Raw genomic sequence first — 22,228 nt, forward strand, 5'->3', positions numbered from 1 at the left:
GGGAGAGGGGAGTTGCAGGGGACTGCTTCGCAGCAATTGGGAACGAATCCCAGCGACCTATGCCTTGTCGCCAATCGGAAAACTTGGGATGCTACAGATCGCGGCGGACAAAGCCATCTCCTTCCCACTGGTAGAGGGTGGCGCGCGAGTCGCGGTTGGATCCCGGCACGCTGGAGATGACCAGGATCCCTTGGGGGCTGACCCGCAGGCTAGCATTGCTTAAGTCTGTTACGCTTAGCAACGGCACAAACCCCTCTAGCCGGTGTTCCAAGACCAAGACAGACCGCAGCAGGCTGATGCCCCCTCGCTCGGTGAGCAGCACCAACTTGGGCTGGGTGCTGGGGGTGATGTCGGTGCGCAGGTGAGCTTCCACCAACCGCCCTGGGATCGGCTCAGCCGTGTGGAGCAGGCGAAAATCGTATCCTCCCTGATGTCCAAAGCTGAGAACCCGCACCACCGGCTCCACTGTCGGCTGCCGCTGGATTTCAAACACGGCCACTACATCCTGACGATCGGAAGCGGTGAGGCTGGCCGCAAACAGGCGCAGGTTTTCGCCACGATTGCCACGGATGAAGTCCCACCAGATGGATTGACGAAATAGGGCAACAACTCCTTCGCGCGCGCTGCCCCCCTCAGAAACAGCCGGCAAAAGCGGAAGCATAGGCTGGGAATGGGCAGAGCCAACGGCAGTTGGTAGGGTGACAACCAAGGCCACTCCCCAGGCTATGCGACCATAGGAATACAACAGCTTCCGCATATTTCCTCACCCCTCGACCCTAAAATTCTAGGAGACTCCAAGGCTTCTCCAGTTAACAAAATAGCCGGGATAAGGGATCCCTCTGATGTTCAATTCAACGTCGCGCCCACCTTGATGGTCAGGGGCGACTGACGCAAGAGATTGATCTATACTGGCTGCCGTAGATAACGCTAGAAAAAGCTGTACAAAAAAGTCGTAGTCATTATCAAATGGAACGGCTCGCTGGATCGATCCCTAACTCTCGCTCTGAGGGAGGGAAGCTAGGCAAGGCAAAGGTTCACCGGCAATTGCAATGGCCAGAGTTTGCCACTCATGTCTGGTTGCCACTTGGAGTAGCCCCCTTTTCTGCCGCCAAAAACAATTGGGCCCGCCAAAAGCAGGCGATAGATTTGCTATCAAAGTCCAGGCCAAAACGGGCCATTTCCGTTAGTTCAGCAGGCGAAAACTCCACGACGGCGATGTCTTCATCCTCGTCCTTGGCCGGTGGAGCATCCAGCACTTCCAGATCCCGCGCCAGGTAGGCGTACATGATCTCGCTGGAATAGCCGGGGCACAGATAAAATTGGCCGAGGGGATCCCAGCGGTGGGCGCGCAGGCCGGTTTCTTCTTCCAGCTCGCGGCGAATGGTTTCATCCGGATGTTCTCCCGGCTCGACGGTGCCGGCAGGAAATTCGTAAAGGTAGGCGGCGACGGCAAAGCGATACTGGCGAATGCAGACAAACTTGCCTTCGGCAGTCACCGGCACGGCCACAACGCCGCCGGGGTGGATGAGGTACTCCCGCTCCGCCTCTGTGCCGTTGGGAAAGCGCAAGCGCTGGCTGACAAAAGTGTACTTGTGGCCGTGGAAGCGCAGGCGCTCGCGAAGGATCTGCGATGGGGTGTGCATGGCCAAGGTTCCCGAGAGAAAAGCCCCCCTCAGCTTAATGGTTGCCCGCCTTAGGGTAAAGTCGAGAGGCAAACCTCAGGAAGTGCAGGCCATGATCTCCCCTTCCCTGAAGGAGTTTCTCGCCCTCAGCCAACAGGGCAATTTCATCCCGGTGTACCAGGAATGGGTGGCGGACTTGGAAACGCCTGTCTCTGCCTGGTACCGGGTCTGCGCCGGGCGGCCCTACAACTTTTTGTTGGAATCGGTGGAGGGAGGGGAGCAGGTGGCCCGCTACAGCTTCCTCGGCTGCGATCCCCTGTGGGTGCTAGAGGTGCGCGGGGATCAGGCCTTGCAAATCCACCGCGACGGGCATCGAGAGCAGCACCACGGGGATCCCTTTGCCATTTTGGCCCGCTGCCTGCAGCCCTACGAGCCGGTGCACCTGCCGGAGTTGCCCAGCAGCATTGGCGGGCTGTTCGGCTACTGGGGCTATGAGCTGATTCGCTGGATTGAGCCCAAGGTACCCATCCATCCCCCGCAGCCAGGGGATCCGCCCGACGCCATCCTAATGCAGGTGGACAGCATCCTGATCTTCGACCAGGTGAAGCGCAAGATCTGGGTGGTGGCCTTTGCCGACACGCGCCAGCAGCCGGCGGAGCAGGCCTACGCCCAAGCTTGCCAGCGGGTGGAAACGCTGCTGCAACAGCTCAGCGCTCCCCTGTCGCTATCCCACCTCAGCCTCGACTGGAAGCCCCACCTGCCCGATGCCATTCCCCCCAGCACCCTCAGCCGCGCCGCCTACTGCCAGGCGGTGGAGCAGGCCAAAGCCTACATCCGCGCCGGCGAGATCTTTCAGGTGGTGCTCTCGCAGCGCTTGACCAGCCGCTTTGACGGGGATCCCTTTCGCCTCTACCGCTCCCTGCGGCTGATTAACCCCTCCCCCTACATGGCATTTTTGCAGTTTGGGGATCTGTGCCTGATTGGCTCCAGCCCAGAGGTGATGGTCAAGCTCAGCCGGGTGGGGGAAGAGCGCATCGCCACCGTGCGTCCCATCGCCGGCACCCGCCCCCGCGGCACTACCCCCGCCGAAGACCGCCAGTTGGAGCAAGAGCTCTTGGCGGATCCCAAGGAGCGGGCGGAGCACGTCATGCTGGTGGACTTGGCCCGCAACGACCTGGGAAGGGTCTGCCGCCTGGGATCCGTGCAGGTGGACGACCTGATGCAGATTGAGCGCTACAGCCACGTGATGCACATCGTCAGCAACGTGGTAGGGCAGTTGGATCCCCGCTACAGCGCCTGGGATCTGCTGCGGGCCACCTTTCCTGCCGGCACCGTTACCGGCGCCCCCAAAATTCGCGCCATGCAGATTATCCACGAGCTGGAAGGGTGCCGCCGCGGCCCCTACGCCGGTGCCTACGGCTACTATGACTTCTCCGGCCAACTGAACACCGCCATCACCATCCGCACCCTGCTGGTTCAACGGGGCCAGGTGAGCGTCCAAGCCGGGGCGGGCATCGTGGCCGACTCGGATCCAGAGCGGGAATATCAAGAATGTTTGAACAAGGCGCGGGGCATGCTGATGGCAGTGGCCAGTCTGCAAAAGGGGTAAAGGTTCGTGTTAGCCGAGGTGCGCTTTAGCCATACAGGACAGCAGCCGGATCCGGAGACCGTAGAGCAGGCGTTTCACCTGTTTTCCACCGAGGGCTACCTGGTGCTGCCGGAGATCTTCCCCACGGCGCTCATCGACAAGCTGCACAGCAGCTTTCTGGCCACCTACAGCCGCTACTGCACCCACGAGAACCACACCGACGCCCTGTTGGTGGGCAATCGACGAGTGATGGTGACGGTGCGCCTGGAGGGGCCCTTCAACGATCCCCTGCTCTATGCCCACCCCTTAGTCCTGCCTATTTTGCAGCGAATCTTGGGATCAAGCCTGATCCTGAGCGGTCTGGGGGTGGTAGTTTCTCTGCCGGGATCCGCCGACCAACAGGTTCACCGGGATCTCTCCCACCTCTTCGGCGACGCAATTCTGGATGCCATCATCCCCTGCTATGCCCTCAATCTTCTCATTCCGCTGGTGGATGTCAACGAAGAGAACGGCATAACCCGTCTCTGGCCCGGCAGCCATGCCGTTTTCGAGGCCCACTACACCGAGCTGGCCCGGCAGATGCCCTTTGTCGATCCGCCGCTGGCCAAGGGATCCTGCCTGCTGTTCGATTACCGCTTGATCCACCTAGGCCGGGCCAATCGTTCTACCGCTCCCCGGCCCCTCCTTTACAACACCTACAGCCGACCTTGGTTCCGGGATCCCGTCAACTACACCCGGCAGCCCCCCTTGGTGATCCCGGCAGCCGAGAAAGAGCGGATCCCGGCCCAGCACCAATCCCTATTCGTGGCAGCGCAGATTGTCTAGAGGAAAGTTTTGAGGAACGAGGGAAGATGCCTCAGAATGGGGGTGGGTATCCCCGTTGTTGAAGTTTGATTGCGCACCCCACTATGAGCGAAAGCACCTCTCAAGAGCCATCTTTGGCGCCAGCGGCAGACGCAATGGCCCCTGCTGCCGATCCCAGCGCAGAAACCGCGCCGGCTCCTGAAACCGACCAAGGATCCGCCAGCCGGCGTGTCCGTCAACTTTTGGGCATGAAAGGGGCAGAGGTGGAGTCTCGCTCCGTTTGGCAAGTCCACCTGCAACTGATGAAGCCCGTCACCTGGATCCCGCTGGTGTGGGGCCTGATTCCGGGGGCGGCCTCTTCTGGCCATTTCACCTGGACTTGGGAGAACGTGGCCCTCATCCTGGTGGGCATGATCCTGGCCGGCCCCCTGATGACCGGCTACACCCAGACCCTGAACGAGTACTACGACCGCGACATCGACGCCATCAACGAGCCTTACCGCCCCATCCCTTCCGGGGCCATCTCCCTGCAGCGGGTGGTTATCCAGATCTGGGTGCTGCTGATCTTGGGGCTGGGGTTGGCCTATGCCCTGGACTGGTACACCGGCCACGACTTCCCGGTGATCACCTGCATTGCCCTGGCGGGAGCCCTAATTGCCTACATCTACTCGGCGCCGCCCCTGAAACTGAAGCGCAATGGCTGGCTGGGCAACTACGCCCTGGGCGCCAGCTACATTGCTTTGCCCTGGTGGACAGGCCACGCCCTGTTTGGCCAGCTCAACTGGACAGTCTGCATCCTAACTCTAATCTACAGCTTGGCCGGCTTGGGGATTGCCGTGGTCAACGATTTCAAAAGCATCGAGGGAGATAGACAATTTGGACTCGCCTCTTTGCCGGTGATGTTTGGCGCTGTGGGGGCGGCCTGGATCGCGGCGCTGATGATTGATCTATTTCAGTTCGGCATGGCCTCGTTTTTGCTGGGAGCCGGCCTAAAACTCTACGCCGCAATTTTGGTGCTGCTCATTCTCCCCCAGATCACCTTCCAAGACATGTACCTGCTGCGGGATCCCCTCAACAACGACGTGAAATACCAGGCCAGCGCTCAGCCTTTTCTGGTGTTGGGGATGTTGGTGGTGGGTCTGGCGCTGGGGCGTTCCGGGCTGTGGTAGTCGAGCCGAAGGCCAAGTGCCCATCCTGGCAAGCGAGGTGACGACTTCCGCCCTGGGTTATCCTCCCTACCTGGGCCAAGATCAAGTTAGGGATCCCTCCAAGGTAGCCGATGGATCCCAAAGAGTGGAATGGCCCTGGGCCAAAGGAGATGTCCGATGAAACTGTTTTTTCCCCGCCCACTGGGGCTAAGCCTGGCTTTGCTCTTGGGGGCTGTCGCTCCTGTACAAGCTCAGCGGATCGTCATTGATGGCCGCGGGATCGTTGTCGAACCCAGCACCGGTGGCTCGGTTATCCTCAACCCCGGCCAGCCGCTCTTGGCTCCGTTCCCGCCCGGGGGAGTTCCTTTTTCCATCGATGCCGAGGGCCAAGTGGTCTCTGCCCCTGGCTACCGCTGCAGCGCCGCCACTGCTGCCGACAACTCCCCCATCATCTGCCGCTCCCAGTTCAATTCCAACGACGTGGTGGTCTACGAGCGGGATGGCCGCTCCAACACCTTCTTCGTCAATACCGACAACACCGGGATCCGGCCCAGCGGCAGCGGCCTGCGGATTCTGCCCAACTCCGAGCCGGTGCAGCCTTCCGGCAGCGGCCTGCGCATCATCCTCAACTAAAGAGGGGAAGCGGCTCTTGTCTAGGCGGATCCCGCCCGTCTTGCTTCTAGTTCCTGCAGGATCTGCCGGTGGCGCTGCCGGGTGATGGGGTAGAGCCACACCAGCAGGATGCCGCCGATTAAAACCACCGCCGGCAAGGGGCCAATGGCAAGGCGGATGGCCAACAGGGCCGATTCCGGCTGGGTGGGCGGCGGCCCCCCGGCCACCGAAGGGATAAAGCCAGACCACTCCAGAACTTGCCCTAGGAAAAACAGCCCCAGTCCTAGGCCTACCTTTTGCAGGAACACCATCAAGGCGTAGAAGATCCCTTCCCGCCGCTCCCCAGTTTGCAGCTCATCCAGGTCGATGACATCCGGCAACATCGACCAGGGGCCGAGATAGGCCGTGGCCGAAACCCCCACCCCCGCCAACAGCGCCAGGGCAATCATGAGCCGCTCCTGGCCGGGCTGTAGGAAAAACAGGCCGGCTTGCGAGATCAGCCAAAACCCCGCCCCGATCAGGTACATGGCGCGCTTGCCCAGGTGGGCGCTCAGTCGCGTCCAGGCAAACAGGGTCAGCACCGCAACGCTCTGAACCGCCAACACCACCAGCGAGATCCACACCTCCGGCAGCTGCATCCAGAAAACAATGAAATAGGGGATGATCGTGGCCGTAAACTGAAACGCCAGCCAAGAACACAGGTAGATGCCGCTGACAAATAGATAGGGGCGGTTGCTGAAGGCCACCCGCAGTTGCTGTAGTAGGGGCAGCGGATCCCGCCAGGATTGATACCGTTCTCGCACCCCCCAAAAGCAGAGCAGCAGGGGCAGAGCCGAGAGCCCCCCAAAACAAGCTCCCGCCAGCAGATGGCCGGCAGCCCGATCCGGCAGCAGGTTAACCAAAAGCGGAAAGGTGACTACCGCAACCATGCTGCCCCCCACCGAGAAGGCAAAGCGGAACTGGTTGAGCTGGGTGCGCTCGTCGTAGTCTTGGGTCAGCTCCGCCGTCAGAGAGGCATAGGGAATGTTGGCGGCAGAGTAGAAGGTGTTAAACAGCAGCGACACCGCCAGGTAATAGGCAAACAAAAGCCCAGTTCGACCGGGAAAAGGGATGCACCACTGCGCCGCAAAGGTCAGGGCAAAGGGAAGAGCCGAAAACAGCAGCCAGGGGCGGCGACGACCCCAACGGCTGCGGGTGCGGTCGCTGAGGATGCCGATGAGGGGATCGTTGAGGGCATCCCAAAAGCGGGTGATGGCGTAGATGCTGCCAGCCAGGCCCGCCGCCATGCCGACGGTATTGGTGAGAAAGGGCAGCAGGAAAAAGATGAGGATATTGGCCGTCATGCCCGTGCCCAGATCCCCCACCCCATAGGCCAGCTTCGTCCACAGGCTGAGTCGTTGTCCGGTCATCATGCCCCCCCAGGATCCCAGTGTACGGAGTAGGTGGCGTCTTTGGGGATCCCTGCAAAGAATGGCCTCTCCAGACCCGCTGAGGGGGTGCTTTGAGGTAAAAATGGATATTTCGGATACCTGCGGAGATGACCATTGGCTGCTGGTGCAAGAGGTCGGGGCGGAGAGGGTGTCCAGTGCAAAAGGTGCGTCTCTTGGTTGGGCGGTAGCTCTGAGGCTAGGCTATTTCCATCTCAGGGAAGCAAATCGATGCCTTGCCCCAGAATTCACAAGCTGTGCGTGGAGGAAGGTTGAGGTGAACCGGAGACTGACCTGCTATTTCCCTGTGTTGCTATTGACCCTATCTCTGGGGGGATCCCCTGTCTGGGCGGGAGAGTACTTCACCGAGGAAGTGACCAGTCCCAGCCTGGAGATCATCCACGGCTGGCGACAGGAGGTGTACGGCATTGGCGTCACCATCACCAACACCAGCCTGGGATCCTTCCGCGTGCCCCTGGAGATCGATATGGAGGATCGGGCTAGCTGTGAGCGGGCCGACTTGGTGCTGACGAACAATCGCATTATGCCGATGGGATCCTTTCAAGACTGCATTCTCAACATCTTTCCCTACCTGGATAAGTTCATCAACCAAGAGGTCGCCAGCATTCGAGTCACCCTCAAAGGGCCGGCCCCCCTGCTGGAAATTCCGGTAGAGGAGTCGGATCGGCTGATTTTGGCCCAGGTAGCCAACCAATCGCGGGAAGCCTTTGTTTTTTTCCAGCAAGAGTTGGCCCGCGTTTTGGAGCTCCTCAAGCAAAACGAGACGGCCCCACCGATGGCCAGCCCAACGCCGACCGCCGCCACATCTGCGCCCAACCCGGGAGATTTCGTGATCGTGGGATCCATTCGAGAAGAACGGGTAGGGGCCGGCAGCCGCCTGAGCGTGGAGGCGATCAACCGCAGCACCCGCACCGTTCTCAACGCCCGCGCTCGTTTCACCTTCTATCAGGGAGAAGCAGTCATCGATACGCGGGTGGCCGCGTTTGAGCCCAGCGATGTGCCCGCCGGACAACGGGCCTCTGCCAGTGTGCTGAAAACGGAAGCCAATTGGGATCGCGTTACCGTCACCTTCCAGTGGCAGTAGGGATCCTCAGGGAGCTAAAGCGTTGCCGCGGATCAGGCTGCCCAGGGTTTTGACCGTGATCTTGAACTGCACCCAAGGGTTCATGGGCACCACCGTCTTGTAGAGGTAGCTGTCAAAGGTTAGCCGCTGCACATCCCGGTCGGCGCACATCTCCACAAAGGCTTCGCGAGTGGCGTTGGAACGGTAGAACACCCGTTGTAGAATATCCAAAACCTTGTAGGTCAGGCCGTATTGGCGATCCCAGCGCTTGAGATACAGCTTGAGCTCCTCCTCGCTGGGGACGCGCTTCCCGCCGTTGGAGGTCTCGACGATGGTCTCGGCACACATGCGGCCCGACTTGGCGGCAAAATAGATCCCTTCGCCGCTGGATTTGGTTACATAGCCTGCCGCATCTCCCACCAAAGCCGCACGGCCCACCACGCGGCGCGGACGCGGATGCTCCGGGATCGGATGGGCCTCTACCTTAATCACCTGCCCCCCCCGAATCCGCTCGGCAGCGCGGGCACGGATCCCAGCTTGCAACTTTTGGATGTTGGCCTGGTTGGCCTTCATGGTGCCGGTGCCTACGGCTACATGGTTGGACTTGGGGAAGACCCAGGCATAGAAGTCTGGAGAAACATCGTCCCCCACGTACATCTCTGCCCGCTCTTCGTAGTAGGCCATTTTGTCGTCCGGGAGCCGAATCCGCTCCTGAAAGGCCAGGGCATAGTTGTAGTCGCCAGCACCAATGGCTTCCGCCACCTTGGAGTGGAACCCATCCGCCCCGATCACCACATCCACCGCCAAAGAACGCGGTCTCCCTTGCCTCGAGCCGTCGGAGAAATCGTTGTAGTGGAGGATGTAGGGATCCCGGTTATTTTGGGGAATTTCCAGATGCATCACTTTGCCGTTGATCAGCTCCGCCCCTTTTTGATGGGCACGGTTGCGCAAGAAGGCATCCAAGATCTCGCGGCGGCACATGCCGATGTATTCGTTTTCGTTGTCGAGGACGATATCCACCTCATAGTTGGAAGGGGAGATCATCTTCATCTTGCGCACTTTGCGGTCAATGATCTCCTCAGGGAGGTTGAATTCGGAGACCATACAGAGGGGAATGGCCCCCCCGCAGGGCTTGGCGTTGTCCAGCTTCCGCTCCAACAAAAAGGTTTCAATTCCGGCTTGGGCCAAAACTTCGGCGGCAGAGGCTCCGGCTGGGCCACCTCCCACAACAGCAACTCTCAGGCTCAAGGCGCTCTCCTCGATGCAAATGCGACTGGCTCATCAGACAGCAGGCATCCTACCACAGCTCCTCAGCAGCGTTGCAAACCTTGACAAAGTATTGCGGGCCGGCACAAGACTTCTCAACTGTCCACCCGATAGATGCCAAAGCCTGCCACGGGCCGTGGCTCTACAGAAGGCCCCGTCGCATTTGATCCCAGAGATTGAGATAGGACTCGGCCTCGGCTGAGCTCAAGGGGCGCCAGATCTCTGCGCGTTGCCAAGTGGAGATTTGAAAGTCGGCTCGGCGTTGCAGGCGGGGGGCCAGTTGCGCCAAATCCAGCGGCACAACCGAAGCGATCCCGCTCAGATTCACCAGGCGAGGGGCAAACTCAGGATTCAAGACAAAGTCAATCCAGTTGGCCAGCAGGGATCCGGCATCTGTCTGGGTTGATTCTGGGTCGGCAGGGTTTTTGAGGTGAGGTCGCACCCAGACATCCCACCAGATGGCGGAGCCAGACGCCGGGATCACCACTTCCAGCTCCGGGTAGTTGGCTTGGGTGGCATAGAGATCCTGCGACCAGCCCACGGCCACCCAGCTATCGGCCAGGCGCAAGATGGGCAGGTAGTCGGCGGAAGTATAGGCCAAAACCTGGCGGTGCAGGGATCCCAGCTCTTGCCGGAGTTCGACATCCTCAGGGTCGAGGGGATCGTTGTAGGAGCGGCCCATCTTTTTGAGGACAAGCCCGATCACCTCCCGCGGGTGATCCGGCAGGGTGATCTTGCCGGTCAGCTCAGGCCGCCACAGATCTTCCCAGTCCCGAATCGGCTTGCCCACCCGATCGCGGCGGTAGGCGATGGCCGTTACCCCCCAGCGCCAAGGCACACCCCAGATCTGTCCTTCCCGGCGCGCAGCGGCTTGCCAGCGGGGATCCAAATTGGACCATCGTTCCCCCAAAAGCTCAGGCGGCAAGGGATCCAGCCATCCGGCAGCCACGGCCCGATCCAAAGCGTCGGCCCCCAACAGGCTTAGAGCTGCCACCGGCCGCCGAACCCGCCAGGCCGAACCAGGCGGCTGGACGCTCTGCCGCAGATAGGCCAGCAGTTGGGCCCGCTCATCCACCAGTTGCAGCCGAAAGCGGGCCTGAGTGCGGCGGCGAAACTCGTTCACCAGGCTGGCGGGGATCCCTTGCTTGAGCGCCACAATCAGAGGCAGGTGCCCACCACACCCTGTCACCATCAGCCCCAGCAGGATCCCCTGCAGCAGCTCACGTCGGCTCAGTCTCACGACAATAGCGCTCCACCAGAATCAGAGCCACCAGATCATCGTACGCCTTGGCCGGCATCCGCATCCCCTTGGGCAACAGTCGCTCCCATCCTCGCGGCGGGTAAAAATCCCAGTAGCGCCGCCGGGCCTCTTCCGAGCTGTGGCGCTCGTCCACCAGGACGATCTGCGGCGGGGGGATGAGTGATTCCAGTTGGTGTTTCCAGGCCTGGGCCGTCGTCTGGTTGCCCAGGATCACCCGCTCCGCTCCAAACTGCTGCCAGAGGCTCTGCAACCTGGCCGGCGCCTCCCCTGCCAAGACCACTTCCCGATGCAAGACCTGCCACACCGGCTGGACTTGCACAACGGCAAGGCCACATTTGTCCCGCCCCGGGTCAAAACCGATCAGCACCCGCCCCTCTTCCAGCCTTACCGGACGGAGTGAGTCCATCATCCCTCAGGGGGCCCCGCTTGTGAAACTCCAGAAGAGCTGGGTTGGTCGGCCATCAGAAAACTCACCCGCAACGGCCCCGCCGTGTAAATGTCTGTGTCGGCAACCAGCTTTACATCCATAGGGGTGGTGCTTTGACGGAGGCGCTGCACCACTTCCAAAAACTTCACCTGCGAGAATTCCCCAACGGTGCCGGTGATGGGATCGGAGAGGAGCCCCTCCTCTTGCGAGCGCTGATTGGCCTGGTTCAGCAGTCGCAGCAGTTGCTGCTGGATTTGATTTTCGCTCAAACCCGGCTGGATCACCCCCTGGGCCAGCACGGATCCCTTGGCGAAAATCCGCTGGTTGGGGTAGATCTGTACCAGCACAGGCACAGGCTCGCCCTTGAGCCGATTGGAGAGCGAGAGAATGCGCACCGCCCAGCTACCGGGTTCTTGTAGCTTTTCCAAGGCTTGATCGGCATCCTCGCGGCGGATCAAGATCGCGTTTTCCAGAGGGGGCATGGGCTGGGATCCGAGGGCGAGGGCCCGTCGCTCGGCCTGAGCCAACAGTCGCTCAAACTGTTGCCGGATCACCTCCGGTTTGGCCCCTTCCGGCGACTCGACAACCCCCGTCGCCAAGACTTCTCCGGCCAGGATGGCCAACTCTCCCCGCCGCAACCGCACCGCCAACTGGTTGAGCTGCTCGATCTCCTGCTCAAGCTGTTTTTTTTGGCTCTCCAGTTGGGCCAGAGCTGCCTGGGCCGTATCCAACGAGCGCTCTAACTGATCCCGATCCAGTTGCAGGGCTTGTTTTTGCGACTGCAGCGTGGCAATGACCTGCCGGGCCGACTCCACCTCTGCCTTCACCGCCTCCAACTCGGCCTGGGCTCGAGCCAGGCTGGGCTGCACCTGGGCCAGTTGCTCATTGGCTGCCGCCAGCTTGGCCTCTGCCTCTTGCCGCTCCTGCAGCGCCAAGGTCAGTTGATCCCGGACTTCGCTCAGGCGGGTCTGGGCTGCCGATTGCTGGCTGCGAAACTGGTCGAGATCCAGCTTGAGGCGGTCTCGCTCAACCCTGAGAGCGGCATTTTCGGCTTCCAGCAGGGCCTTTTGGCGGTTGAGGGCCCGCAGCTCCTGCTCCGCCTGGGCAATTTGGTTGGTGTAGCTGAACAGGGCCTCCGACAGGGAGCGGTTGAGGAGCAGCAGTGTGCCCAAGGTCAGCGCCGAGATGCTCACCCCGGTAATCACGGCTACCAAAACGGCCGTGTGGCGGGGGCGCAGGTTAAACCAGGTGAGGCGCTTTTTGCCAATCCGATAGCCGACCCGATCCCCAACCACGGCAATCAGGCCACTGACAAACAACATGTAGAGGATCAGCAGTACGCCTTGCATAGCCTGGGATCCCTGCCATGGAAATCTTAGCAAGGTTGCCCTGAGAACTTTGCAGGTGATTGCGGAGCTGGGAGTAGGATTTCGACGTCTGATGCCAGGGGCTCTAATCAGCGTAGAGGAGCCGCTCCACCGCCGCCACAATATCTGCCGGCTGCACGATCGTGGCTGCCTCCAGCGTGCCGTTGTAGGGGGTGGGAATGTCCTGGGAGGCCAACCGCACCACCGGCGCGTCCAGCTCGTCAAACAATTCTTCCATGATGCGGGCGGTCAGCTCCGCCCCAATGCCGCCTGTTTTCATGTCTTCTTCAACGATGACCACCCGGTGGGTTTTGCGCACCGAAGCAGCAATGGTCTCCATATCCAGAGGTTTGAGGGAAATCAAATCGATCACCTCGGGATCGATCTCCTGTAACACCAAAGTATCCACAGCCTTGAGCACGTGGTGGCGCATGCGCGAGTAGGTGAGCAGGGTAACGTCCGACCCGGATCGGACAATTTCGGCTTTATCCAGAGGCAAAAGATACTCTTCCTCCGGCAGATCTTCTTTTAAGTTGTACAGGAGCACATGCTCGAAAAAGAGAACGGGGTTGTCGTCGCGGATGGCCGACTTGAGCAAACCCTTGGCATTGTAAGGGGTTGAACAGGCCACGATCTTGAGGCCGGGCACCGCTTGAAAGTAAGCCTCCAGCCGCTGCGAGTGCTCGGCTCCCAACTGGCGGCCCACCCCGCCCGGCCCGCGGATGACCAGTGGGATCTTAAAGTTGCCGCCGGAAGTGTAGCGCAGCATGCCGGCGTTGTTGGCGATTTGGTTGAAGGCCAGGAGCAAAAAACCCATGTTCATCCCTTCCACCACCGGGCGCAAGCCGGTCATGGCTGCCCCGATGGCCAGGCCGGTGAAGCTGTTCTCGCAAATGGGGGTATCCAGCAGGCGCATCTCCCCATACTTGCGATACAGGTCTTTGGTGACTTTGTAGGAGCCGCCGTAATGGCCGACATCCTCTCCCAGCACGAATACATTGGAATCGCGGGCCATTTCTTCGTCGAGGGCGGCACGCAAGGCGTTGTAAAGAAAGGTCTCAGCCATAGGGGTCAAGTGAAGGGCTAAACTCCCATTAAACCATTTTGCCGGCAGGGATCCGCCCACAGATAGGCTCATTGCAAACCCGATTGAGACACTTCCGCGACTCCTTTGTCCAGGGGAGGAGTTAGGGATCCACGTGATGCTTTTTCACATTTTTTCCACAACCGCAAGGGCACTTTATAGTGGAGGATCCCGTCTCCATCCCGCAAAGGATTGTAACCGCCATGTCTCACTTCACCACTCTGCAAGTGCAAATCAAGGACGCCGAGCTCTTGGAAGAGACCCTAAAGGAACTGGGCTACGCCGTGCAGCGGGATGCCAGCTTGCGCGGCTACCTGTGGAATCGCACCCGCGCCGACTTGGTGATCCGTCAGCAAAATGGCTTCGACATCGGCTTTCGCCGCAACGGGGATCACTACGAGCTGGTGACCGATCTGTGGGGAGCAGGTATCGATCCCCAGACCTTCTTGGAGCCGATTTTGCAGCGCTACGCCCACAAAAGCTTGCTGCGCTCGGCCCGGGAACAGGGCTATGCCATTGAGGCCGAAGAAGTGTTGGAGGATGGCACCATCCGCGTCGTGGTGGGACGTTGGGTATAGCCGGGCCCATGATCGGCAACTCCCAGCTCTCCGGTGGCACCCGGCCACGACTTTGGGATCTGGTGTTGGGGGGTCAAACGGCGACCGCCCCGGCCCAGGCTTTGGTGTTGGGAGGCATCGAGGGGGCGCGGCGGCGCCTTGCCCACAGCGACGAAGCGGTGCGCCTGGCTACGTTGCCCCAGTTGCTGGAGTACGGATCGGCGGGCCTGGCCGAGCTGATTGCGGCCCTGGCCGGCAACAGCTCTTGGGCGGTGCGCCTGGCGGCCTGGCGCTTGTTGTCGCAGCTAGGGCAGCCGGAGGCGGAGCGGGCCTGTCGCGCCTACAGCCCCTTTCGCCCGGTGGGGGGAGCGCAAGGGGTGATCGTGGCCTATCGGCGCGGCGAGCGGGACTTCACCTACGCCGACTTGGAGGGAGTGGATCTGCAAGAGGCACGGCTGGGAGGTGCTAACTTCCACGAAGCCAATTTGAGAAAGGCCAACCTGCGCCTTTGCAACTTCAACGGCGCCCAACTGCAGCAAGCGGATCTGCGCCAGGCCAATTTGCAAGGGGCCAAGCTGAGCGGAGCCGACTTACAGGGGGCCGATCTGGAGGGAGCCGACTTGAGAGGGGCCAAAGTCAGCGGCACCAGCCTGCGGGGATCCCGGCTTTCCCAAGAGACCCACCTGGAGGAGCGGCTGCGCCACATCTGGCAGTTGCAGAACTGGGGAGGAGAGGGGCAGGATCTCTGTGGCCAAGACCTGAGCAAGGCCGACTTGAGGGGGCTGGTGCTGCGCCAGATCCGGCTGCGGGGGGCCGACCTGAAGCGTGTCGATCTGCGCGGATCTGACCTGGAAGGAGCAGACTTGCGGGGGGCCAACCTGCAGCGGGCGGATCTGCGGGGGGCCAACTTGCAAAATGCCGACCTGGAAGGAGCCGATCTCAGCGGCGCCGAGCTGCGTCAGGCCCAGTTCCGGGGAGCCAACCTGCGCCGGGCCGATGTCAGCCGCGCCAACCTCGCCCAGGCCAACCTGGAAGGCGCCCAGATCGAGGGCCTCAAGCACAGCGGATCCCGGATTGCCGGCCTGATCTTCCCCGACGGCACCCCCCTCAAGCCCTGGTGGTGGTAACAGATACCTGCCGCTTGAGCAAGACTAACCCAACGCCGGATGATGCCAACTTTTGCTCAACGCTTCCTCGCTGCTGGGTAATCTCCATGGCCTTATTCAACAATAGGTTTGTCACATCGATCCCTAACTCCCCTCTCCCTGAGGGAGAGGGGTTGGGGGTGAGGGTTGGGAGAGGGGTTGGGGGTGAGGGGTGCCCCTCAGGGAGAGTATCTAATGGTCATGGGCAAAATGCTGCAGCTCTACCTAGGCCCGCCCTTGTCAACCCTCACCCCATCTCCCAAATCCAAAGGAATCCCAAGATCCCCAAGCCTACGCCCCAACCTAGCTCACCATGGGAGTAGAGATACCTGGGGGGTACGGCTATGGTTTTGGCAGAACAGCTCTCGACAAAACCGCTGACCGACGACGAACTGTGCAAAATGGACGCCTACTGGCGGGCCGCCAACTACCTGTCGGTGGGGCAGATTTACCTGATGGACAACCCGCTGCTGCGGGAACCCCTCAAGCTGGAGCATGTGAAGCCGCGCCTGCTGGGGCACTGGGGCACCACACCGGGGCTGAATTTTATCTACGTGCATCTCAACCGCATCATCAAGCGGGAAAACCTCAACATCCTCTACATCACCGGCCCCGGCCATGGCGGCCCCGCTCTGGTGGCCAACACGTACCTGGAGGGCACCTACAGCGAGGTGTACCCCAACATCAGCCAAGACGCCGAGGGCATGCGCAAGCTCTTCAAGCAGTTCTCCTTCCCCGGCGGCGTACCCAGCCACGTGGCCCCGGAAACCCCCGGCTCCATCCATGAGGGGGGAGAGCTGGGCTATGCCCTGGCCCACGCCTTTGGGGCAGCCTTCGACAACCCCGATCTGCTGGTGGCCTGTGTAGTCGGGGATGGAGAAGCCGAGACCGGCCCCCTGGCCGCCTCTTGGCACTCCAACAAATTCCTCAACCCCATCCACGACGGGGCGGTGCTGCCGATTCTGCACCTCAATGGCTACAAGATCGCCAACCCGACGATCCTGGCCCGCCTCAGCCGTGAAGAGCTGCAAAGCCTGTTTGTGGGCTATGGCTACAAGCCCTACTTTGTCGAAGGCTCCGAGCCAGCCCAGATGCACCAGTTGATGGCCGCCACTTTAGACACGGTGATCCACGAGATTCAAGAAATCCAGCAGCACGCCCGCAGCAAAGGGGATCCTACCCGTCCGCAGTGGCCGATGATCATCCTGCGCACCCCCAAAGGCTGGACGGGCCCCAAAGAGGTGGACGGCAAAAAAGTAGAGGATTTCTGGCGCTCCCACCAGGTGCCGCTGGCGGATCTGGCCAAGAACCCGGAGCACCTCAAGCTCCTGGAAGAGTGGATGCGCAGCTACAAGCCAGAAGAGCTCTTCGACGAAAACGGCCGTTTGCGGCCCGAGCTGCAAGAGCTGGCCCCCAAAGGGGAAAAACGCATGGGTGCCCTGCCCCACGCCAACGGCGGCCTGCTGACGCGGGAGCTGAAAATGCCGGACTTCCGCAACTACGCCGTAGACGTCCCGCGCCCTGGCACCACGGAGGCCGAGGCCACGAAGGTGCTGGGACAGTTTTTGCGAGATGTAATGAAGCTCAACCCCCACAACTTCCGCCTCTTCGGCCCCGACGAAACTGCATCCAACCGTCTGAACGCCGTGTTTGAGGCCAGCGACCGCACCTGGGTGGCCCCTATCTACGACTACGACGAGCACCTCTCCCCCGATGGGCGGGTGATGGAGATCTTGAGCGAGCACGTCTGTCAGGGCTGGCTGGAGGGCTACCTGTTGACAGGCCGCCACGGCTTCTTCTCCTGCTACGAAGCCTTCATCCACCTGGTGGACTCCATGTTCAACCAGCACGCCAAGTGGCTGAAAACCACCCGACACATCCCTTGGCGGCGGCCCATTCCCTCCCTCAACTACCTGCTCACCTCCCACGTGTGGCGGCAGGATCACAACGGCTTCAGCCACCAGGATCCCGGCTTTTTGGATCACGTGGTCAACAAAAAAGCCGAAATCATCCGCGTCTATCTGCCCCCGGATGCCAACACCCTGCTCTCGGTGGCCGACCACTGCCTGCGCAGCCGCCACTACGTCAACGTGATCGTGGCAGGGAAACAGCCGGCCCTGCAGTATCTGGACATGGATGCCGCCATCAAGCACTGCACCCAGGGCCTGGGGATCTGGGAGTGGGCCAGCAACGACCAGGGCTCCGAGCCGGATGTGGTGATGGCCTGCTGCGGCGATGTGCCGACGATGGAAACCCTAGCGGCGGCGGACTTTTTGCGGCAGCACCTGCCGGACATCAAGATCCGGGTGGTGAACGTGGTGAACCTGATGAAGTTGCAGCCGCCCAGCGAACACCCCCACGGCCTCAGCGATGTGGATTACGTCAGTATCTTCACGCCCGATAAGCCCATCGTGTTTGCCTTCCACGGCTACCCCTGGCTGATCCACCGCCTCACCTACCGCCGTCCCAACCACCACAACCTGCACGTGCGCGGCTACAAGGAGGAAGGCACCACCACCACCCCCTTCGACATGTGCGTCCTCAACGAGGTGGATCGCTTCAGCTTGGCGGATGACGTGTTAGACCGGGTGGAGCGCTTCAAATACGAGCGGGCCCACATCAAGCAGATCATTCAGGATAAGCTCGTCGAGCACAAGCAGTACATCCGCGAACATGGGGAGGATCTGCCGGAGGTGCGCAACTGGAAGTGGCCCTACTAGGCGCCCACCGGCCCTTCACCTCTGAGCTTCCGGCAGGATAGAGTTTTCTTGGGCTCCCCTGCCGGAGTTTTTTGAGCGGTTGTGGCGTGTTGGAGGTTGAAGGTGTGAGGGGTTCAGAAAGGACGGATGCGGATACGCTTCCCGATCTGGAAGAGGCGGACTGGGGTGGGATGGCGCTCTCCCTGACTCTGGGCTTGGCCCTCTCGGCCCTGGTGATCGGGATCCGGCCCCAGGTGATCGTCCCCTTTGGATTGAGCGTGTTGGCTTCGGCCTTGCTGGGATCCCTGCTCCTCCCTGCCTTGCGGCGCTGGAAGGCAGGGCAGGTCATCCGCCAAGAGGGGCCCCCGTCCCACCATAAGAAAGCAGGCACGCCGACGATGGGTGGGATCAGCTTTTTGCCTGTGGGGCTGCTGGTGGCCGGGAGCTGGAGCGGCTGGGATCCCCAGTGGCTGGCGGTGGCGCTGCTGGCGCTGGCCTATGGCTTGGTCGGCTGGCTGGACGATTGGCTGGTCATCCGGCAGCGCTCCAACAAGGGGTTGCCCCCCAAAGCGAAGCTTTTGCTCCAGGTGGGGATCGGGCTGGTTTTTTGCGGCTACCTGGCCTGGCAAGGGATCCCTACCGTTCTAACCCTGCCGGGAATAGGCACCCTCTCCCTGGGCTGGCTGTTCTGGCCGCTGGCTTTGTTTGTGTTGGTGGGAACCAACAACGCCGTCAACCTTGCCGACGGCATGGACGGCTTGGCGGCAGGGGTGGTGGCCCTTGTCCTGGCGGGGCTTGGGTTGACAGCAGCGGATTCGGAGTTGGCAGGGCTGGCCTTTGCTCTCAGCGGCGCCTGTCTGGGCTTTCTGGTGCACAACCACCACCGGGCGCGGCTATTTATGGGCGATACCGGCTCCCTGGGCTTGGGGGGCGCTCTGGCAGGGCTGGCGCTGTTGGGGGATCAGCTCTGGGCCCTGGCCTGGATGGGCGCAGTGCTGGTGGCAGAAGCCCTGTCGGTGATCCTGCAGGTGGGCTACTTCCAGTACACCAAACGCAAAACCGGACAAGGCAAACGGCTGCTGCGCATGTCGCCCTTGCACCACCATCTGGAGCTGGGCGGCTGGTCAGAGGTGCAGGTGGTGGGATGCCTCTACGGCATCACGGCGGTGCTGGTGGGTCTGGGCTGGTGGCACTGGGCAATGTAAGTTGGCGAGCTTGGGTCTGCTCAGGGAAGGGATCCAGCCGCGATCCCTTCTGTTGTGAGAAAAACGCAAAGATTACTGACCGATGTTTGTTGCCTGTCAAATTTCTAACTGAATCTTTTACATTCACCGCCGCAGATCGGGGATCGCTGTAACGTATGAATATGAATTTAAGTTAACAGCTCGTCCCCCTGTAACCCAAGTTGGGGGGAGCTTAAGGAGTGTGATCTTATGATGCCGAGTGGCTCCAAGAATTCCGACAGGCCAGCGGCACAGTCAGGCTATGGAGACTCGCCGACCCAGATAGCTCCCTTCTCGGCGGGGGCTGGCGATCGGGCCTCGGCGCGGCCAAGGGCAACTGCTCCCTACGTGGTGTTACACGGCCATTTCTATCAGCCGCCGCGGGAGGATCCCTGGCTTAACCGCATTCAGCGTCAGCCCAGCGCCAGCCCCTTTCACGACTGGAACGAGCGCATTCTGGCGGAGTGTTATCGGCCCAATGCCTTTGCCCGCGTTCTGGATGACCAGGGACGGGTGGTGCGCATTGTCAATAACTATGAATTCCTGAGCTTTAACTTCGGCCCCACCCTCCTCTCTTGGCTGGAGGAGCACGACGTTGAGGTTTACCAGCGCATTTTGGCCGGCGACCGTCTCAGCGCCGAGCGGCTGGAGGGGCATGGCAATGCCATCGCCCAAGTCTACAACCACGTCATCCTGCCGCTGGCCAACGAGCGCGACAAGTACACCCAGATCCGCTGGGGGATTGCCGATTTCCAACACCGTTTTGGGCGCCATCCTCAAGGTATGTGGCTGGCGGAAACCGCCATCGACGCGGCGACGGTTACAGCCTTGGTCGACTGTGGGATCCGCTTCGTCATTTTGGCCCCCAGCCAGGCGCAGCGCGTTCGCCCTTTGGGGCAAACGGAATGGATGGATGTCAGCCAGAACCAGATCGATCCCCGGCGGCCCTACCGCTGCTTTACCCCCGACCGAGAGGGGTACTTGGATATTTTCTTTTTCGACGGCCCCATTTCCCGTGACTTGGGCTTTGGGGATATCGTTTACAGCACCCAGTCGCTGGCGGAGCGGATCCGTTCCGCTCTGCGCCCGGACACCGAGGGGGAAGCCTATCTGGTCAACTGTGCCACCGATGGCGAGACTTTTGGCCACCACAAGCGCGGAGTGGAGCGCACGCTGGCCTATGCCTTTTGCGAGGAATTTCCTCGCCGGGGCTGGCAGGTGGGCAACTACAGCCATTTTCTCAGCCAACATCCCCCCACTTGGGAGGTGCAACTGAAACCGGTCACCGCCTGGAGCTGCGCCCACGGGGTAGGACGTTGGTCGCGCGACTGTGGCTGTGGAGCGGTGGGTGGGTGGCACCAACGCTGGCGGCAACCGTTGCGGGAGGCCCTCAACTGGCTGCGGGATCAGCTTGCCGAGATCTACGAGACGGAAGCCAGAGCCTACCTGCGGGATCCCTGGCTGGCGCGGGATCACTACATTGAGGTGATCTTGGATCGGGAGCGCTGCGATTCGTTTTTGCGGGAGCATCAGAGCCACCGCCTCAGGGCTGAAGATCAGGTGCAGGTGCTGCGCCTGTTGGAGATGCAGCGCTACAGCCAGTTGATGTTTACCAGTTGTGGCTGGTTTTTTGAGGAGCTATCCCGTCCTGAAGGGGTGCAGATCCTGCGCTATGCGGCACGGGCTATCCAGTTGGCGGCAGCCGTGACGGATGTGAGCCTAGAAGAGGAGTTCCTCAACCGCCTGAGCAAGGCTCCCAGCAACCTCGACCTCTACAAAGACGGCAAGGGGGTCTACTGCGCCTTGGTGCGTCCCACCCTGGTCAGCCCACAGCGGCTGGTGGCCCAGCACGCCATGCTGTCTCTCTTTAACGGCATCCCCCGCTCCCAAGGGTATGGGTTGGATCCAGTGGATCAGGAGCGCCTGACGATAGGGGGATCCACACTGGCCATCGGGCGGGTGAAGCTTACCTTTCCCAGCACCCGCGAAGAGCACGATCTGATCTACGCCATGCTCCACATCGGCGGCTGGGACTTTCAATGTGGCGTTAGGCCGTTTGCCGGGCGGCGCAGCTATGAACAGTTGAAAACCCGCTTGCTGGCCGGATCCCCCAGTCGGGTGGAGATGATCCTGGCTCTGCAAGATCTGTTTGGGCCGGAAACCTTTGACCTCAACGCCCTGAACGACGAAGACCGGCAGCAGATGATGCGCTGGCTTACCCAAGATACCCTAGACCGCCTGGCCCAACTCTATCGCCAAACCTACCTGGACAATTACGGGATCCTGATGGCTTTTCGTGCCGATGGCCTGCCGATCCCGGAAGAATTGTTGGCCGCAGCTCAGATCACCCTCAACCAGCGCCTGTTGAACAGTTTGCGGGCGATGGAAATAGAAGAGGGCAAGCGGGATCACCTGATGGAGTTGCGGGCGATCGCCCGTGAGGCGGAGCAGTTGGGGTGTCAGTTGCGGCGGGAAGAAGCAGCCCGTGTTCTGGATCGGCTCTTGCAGCGGGGGATGTGGCAGCTTGCCCACGCTTTTGAGCTGGAGACTGTTGGCGAACAGCTCCACAACCTGGAAGAGTGGTTGCAATTGGCCGCGGATCTGCGCCTGCCCATTAATCTAGATCGTCTCCAAGAGCTCTACCTGGCGACCCTGGAACGTCAGGTCGGCCCCCGCTGCCCGGCTTGGCCCCCAGAAGAGTGCCGCGACATTTCCGCCGAAAATCTGCACCGCCTCTTACAGGTTGGGCAACGGATTCGGGTCAACGTCAACGCTTGGCTGCGGCACCTACAACCCCAAGAGTTCAGAGCCAAGTGAGTTGCACAGCGGCCTTGCCTGTTTTGTTGGCGAGCGCAGCCAGCCGGGCCAATCCCAAAAAAGAGGGATCCCGACGAGCAACTTGACCTGCAGGTGA

Annotated in this window: 18 protein-coding genes; 10 read left to right on the plus strand and 8 right to left on the minus strand. The window is 61.1% G+C overall.

What is annotated here, in order from left to right; all coding sequences use genetic code 11:
* Positions 1 to 91 precede the first annotated feature (91 nt).
* Entirely contained in the window at positions 92 to 757 is a 666-nt protein-coding gene (locus NW858_RS02945; protein ID WP_414333531.1) for a hypothetical protein, read from the minus strand.
* 310 nt (positions 758 to 1,067) lie between these two features.
* Positions 1,068 to 1,643: an NUDIX hydrolase gene (locus NW858_RS02950; protein ID WP_414519719.1), complete on the minus strand. Its 576-nt coding sequence runs from the start codon at positions 1,641 to 1,643 to the stop codon at positions 1,068 to 1,070.
* A gap of 91 nt (positions 1,644 to 1,734) precedes the next feature.
* On the opposite strand from NW858_RS02950, the gene trpE reads away from it, so the two are divergent.
* The 4 genes from trpE (at position 1,735) to NW858_RS02970 (ending at position 5,795) form a co-directional block, all read left to right on the plus strand.
* Positions 1,735 to 3,231 (plus strand): anthranilate synthase component I, encoded by a 1,497-nt coding sequence (gene trpE / locus NW858_RS02955; RefSeq protein ID WP_414519721.1) that lies wholly within the window; start codon positions 1,735 to 1,737, stop codon positions 3,229 to 3,231.
* 6 nt (positions 3,232 to 3,237) lie between these two features.
* Positions 3,238 to 4,035, plus strand: coding sequence for a phytanoyl-CoA dioxygenase family protein (locus NW858_RS02960; protein WP_414347291.1), 798 nt, complete (start codon positions 3,238 to 3,240; stop codon positions 4,033 to 4,035).
* 134 nt (positions 4,036 to 4,169) lie between these two features.
* Positions 4,170 to 5,183, plus strand: a complete 1,014-nt coding sequence (gene chlG, locus NW858_RS02965) for a chlorophyll synthase ChlG (protein WP_414519723.1) — start codon at positions 4,170 to 4,172, stop codon at positions 5,181 to 5,183.
* A gap of 156 nt (positions 5,184 to 5,339) precedes the next feature.
* Positions 5,340 to 5,795 carry a hypothetical protein gene (locus NW858_RS02970; protein ID WP_414519725.1) on the plus strand — a complete coding sequence of 152 codons (456 nt, stop codon included), beginning with the start codon at positions 5,340 to 5,342 and terminating at the stop codon, positions 5,793 to 5,795.
* 20 nt (positions 5,796 to 5,815) lie between these two features.
* Here the strand turns inward: NW858_RS02970 and NW858_RS02975 are convergent, their stop codons facing one another.
* Positions 5,816 to 7,186, minus strand: a complete 1,371-nt coding sequence (locus NW858_RS02975; RefSeq protein ID WP_414519727.1) for an MFS transporter — start codon at positions 7,184 to 7,186, stop codon at positions 5,816 to 5,818.
* A 292-nt stretch (positions 7,187 to 7,478) separates the two neighbouring features.
* Here NW858_RS02975 and NW858_RS02980 point away from each other — a divergent pair, with 292 nt between their 5' ends.
* On the plus strand, positions 7,479 to 8,306 hold the full coding sequence (locus NW858_RS02980) for a hypothetical protein (protein WP_414333520.1): 828 nt from the start codon (positions 7,479 to 7,481) through the stop codon (positions 8,304 to 8,306).
* Between the two features lie 6 nt (positions 8,307 to 8,312).
* Here NW858_RS02980 and chlP read toward each other — a convergent pair whose 3' ends face one another.
* From chlP to NW858_RS03005, 5 genes are all read right to left on the minus strand, one after another.
* Positions 8,313 to 9,533 (minus strand): geranylgeranyl reductase, encoded by a 1,221-nt coding sequence (chlP, locus tag NW858_RS02985; RefSeq protein ID WP_414333518.1) that lies wholly within the window; start codon positions 9,531 to 9,533, stop codon positions 8,313 to 8,315.
* 160 nt (positions 9,534 to 9,693) lie between these two features.
* Positions 9,694 to 10,791, minus strand: a complete 1,098-nt coding sequence (locus tag NW858_RS02990) for an extracellular solute-binding protein (protein WP_414333517.1) — start codon at positions 10,789 to 10,791, stop codon at positions 9,694 to 9,696.
* The gene (locus tag NW858_RS02995; protein WP_414337212.1) at positions 10,772 to 11,221 is read right to left on the minus strand and encodes a resolvase; all 450 of its coding nucleotides are present in this window, start codon (positions 11,219 to 11,221) and stop codon (positions 10,772 to 10,774) included. The genes NW858_RS02990 and NW858_RS02995 overlap by 20 nt, the downstream gene beginning before the upstream one ends.
* On the minus strand, positions 11,218 to 12,588 hold the full coding sequence (locus tag NW858_RS03000) for a DUF3084 domain-containing protein (protein WP_414333513.1): 1,371 nt from the start codon (positions 12,586 to 12,588) through the stop codon (positions 11,218 to 11,220). Before NW858_RS03000 ends, NW858_RS02995 begins: the two co-directional genes overlap by 4 nt.
* A 103-nt stretch (positions 12,589 to 12,691) precedes the next feature.
* The gene (locus tag NW858_RS03005) at positions 12,692 to 13,672 is read right to left on the minus strand and encodes an alpha-ketoacid dehydrogenase subunit beta (RefSeq protein WP_414333511.1); all 981 of its coding nucleotides are present in this window, start codon (positions 13,670 to 13,672) and stop codon (positions 12,692 to 12,694) included.
* A gap of 221 nt (positions 13,673 to 13,893) precedes the next feature.
* Here NW858_RS03005 and NW858_RS03010 point away from each other — a divergent pair, with 221 nt between their 5' ends.
* The 5 genes from NW858_RS03010 (at position 13,894) to NW858_RS03030 (ending at position 22,131) form a co-directional block, all read left to right on the plus strand.
* On the plus strand, positions 13,894 to 14,268 hold the full coding sequence (locus tag NW858_RS03010; protein WP_414333509.1) for a DUF1257 domain-containing protein: 375 nt from the start codon (positions 13,894 to 13,896) through the stop codon (positions 14,266 to 14,268).
* A gap of 8 nt (positions 14,269 to 14,276) precedes the next feature.
* A complete protein-coding gene (locus NW858_RS03015; protein ID WP_414519730.1) occupies positions 14,277 to 15,374 on the plus strand; it encodes a pentapeptide repeat-containing protein in 1,098 nt (365 codons plus the stop codon).
* Positions 15,375 to 15,736: 362 nt separating this feature from the next.
* A complete protein-coding gene (locus NW858_RS03020) occupies positions 15,737 to 18,112 on the plus strand; it encodes a phosphoketolase (protein WP_414519732.1) in 2,376 nt (791 codons plus the stop codon).
* Between the two features lie 170 nt (positions 18,113 to 18,282).
* On the plus strand, positions 18,283 to 19,296 hold the full coding sequence (gene mraY / locus NW858_RS03025; RefSeq protein ID WP_414333544.1) for a phospho-N-acetylmuramoyl-pentapeptide-transferase: 1,014 nt from the start codon (positions 18,283 to 18,285) through the stop codon (positions 19,294 to 19,296).
* A 228-nt stretch (positions 19,297 to 19,524) separates the two neighbouring features.
* The gene (locus tag NW858_RS03030; RefSeq protein ID WP_414333503.1) at positions 19,525 to 22,131 is read left to right on the plus strand and encodes a DUF3536 domain-containing protein; all 2,607 of its coding nucleotides are present in this window, start codon (positions 19,525 to 19,527) and stop codon (positions 22,129 to 22,131) included.
* Positions 22,132 to 22,228: the final 97 nt, after the last annotated feature.

This window comes from Synechococcus sp. H55.10 (genome assembly GCF_047502715.1).
Classification (GTDB): Bacteria; Cyanobacteriota; Cyanobacteriia; order Thermostichales; family Thermostichaceae; genus Thermostichus.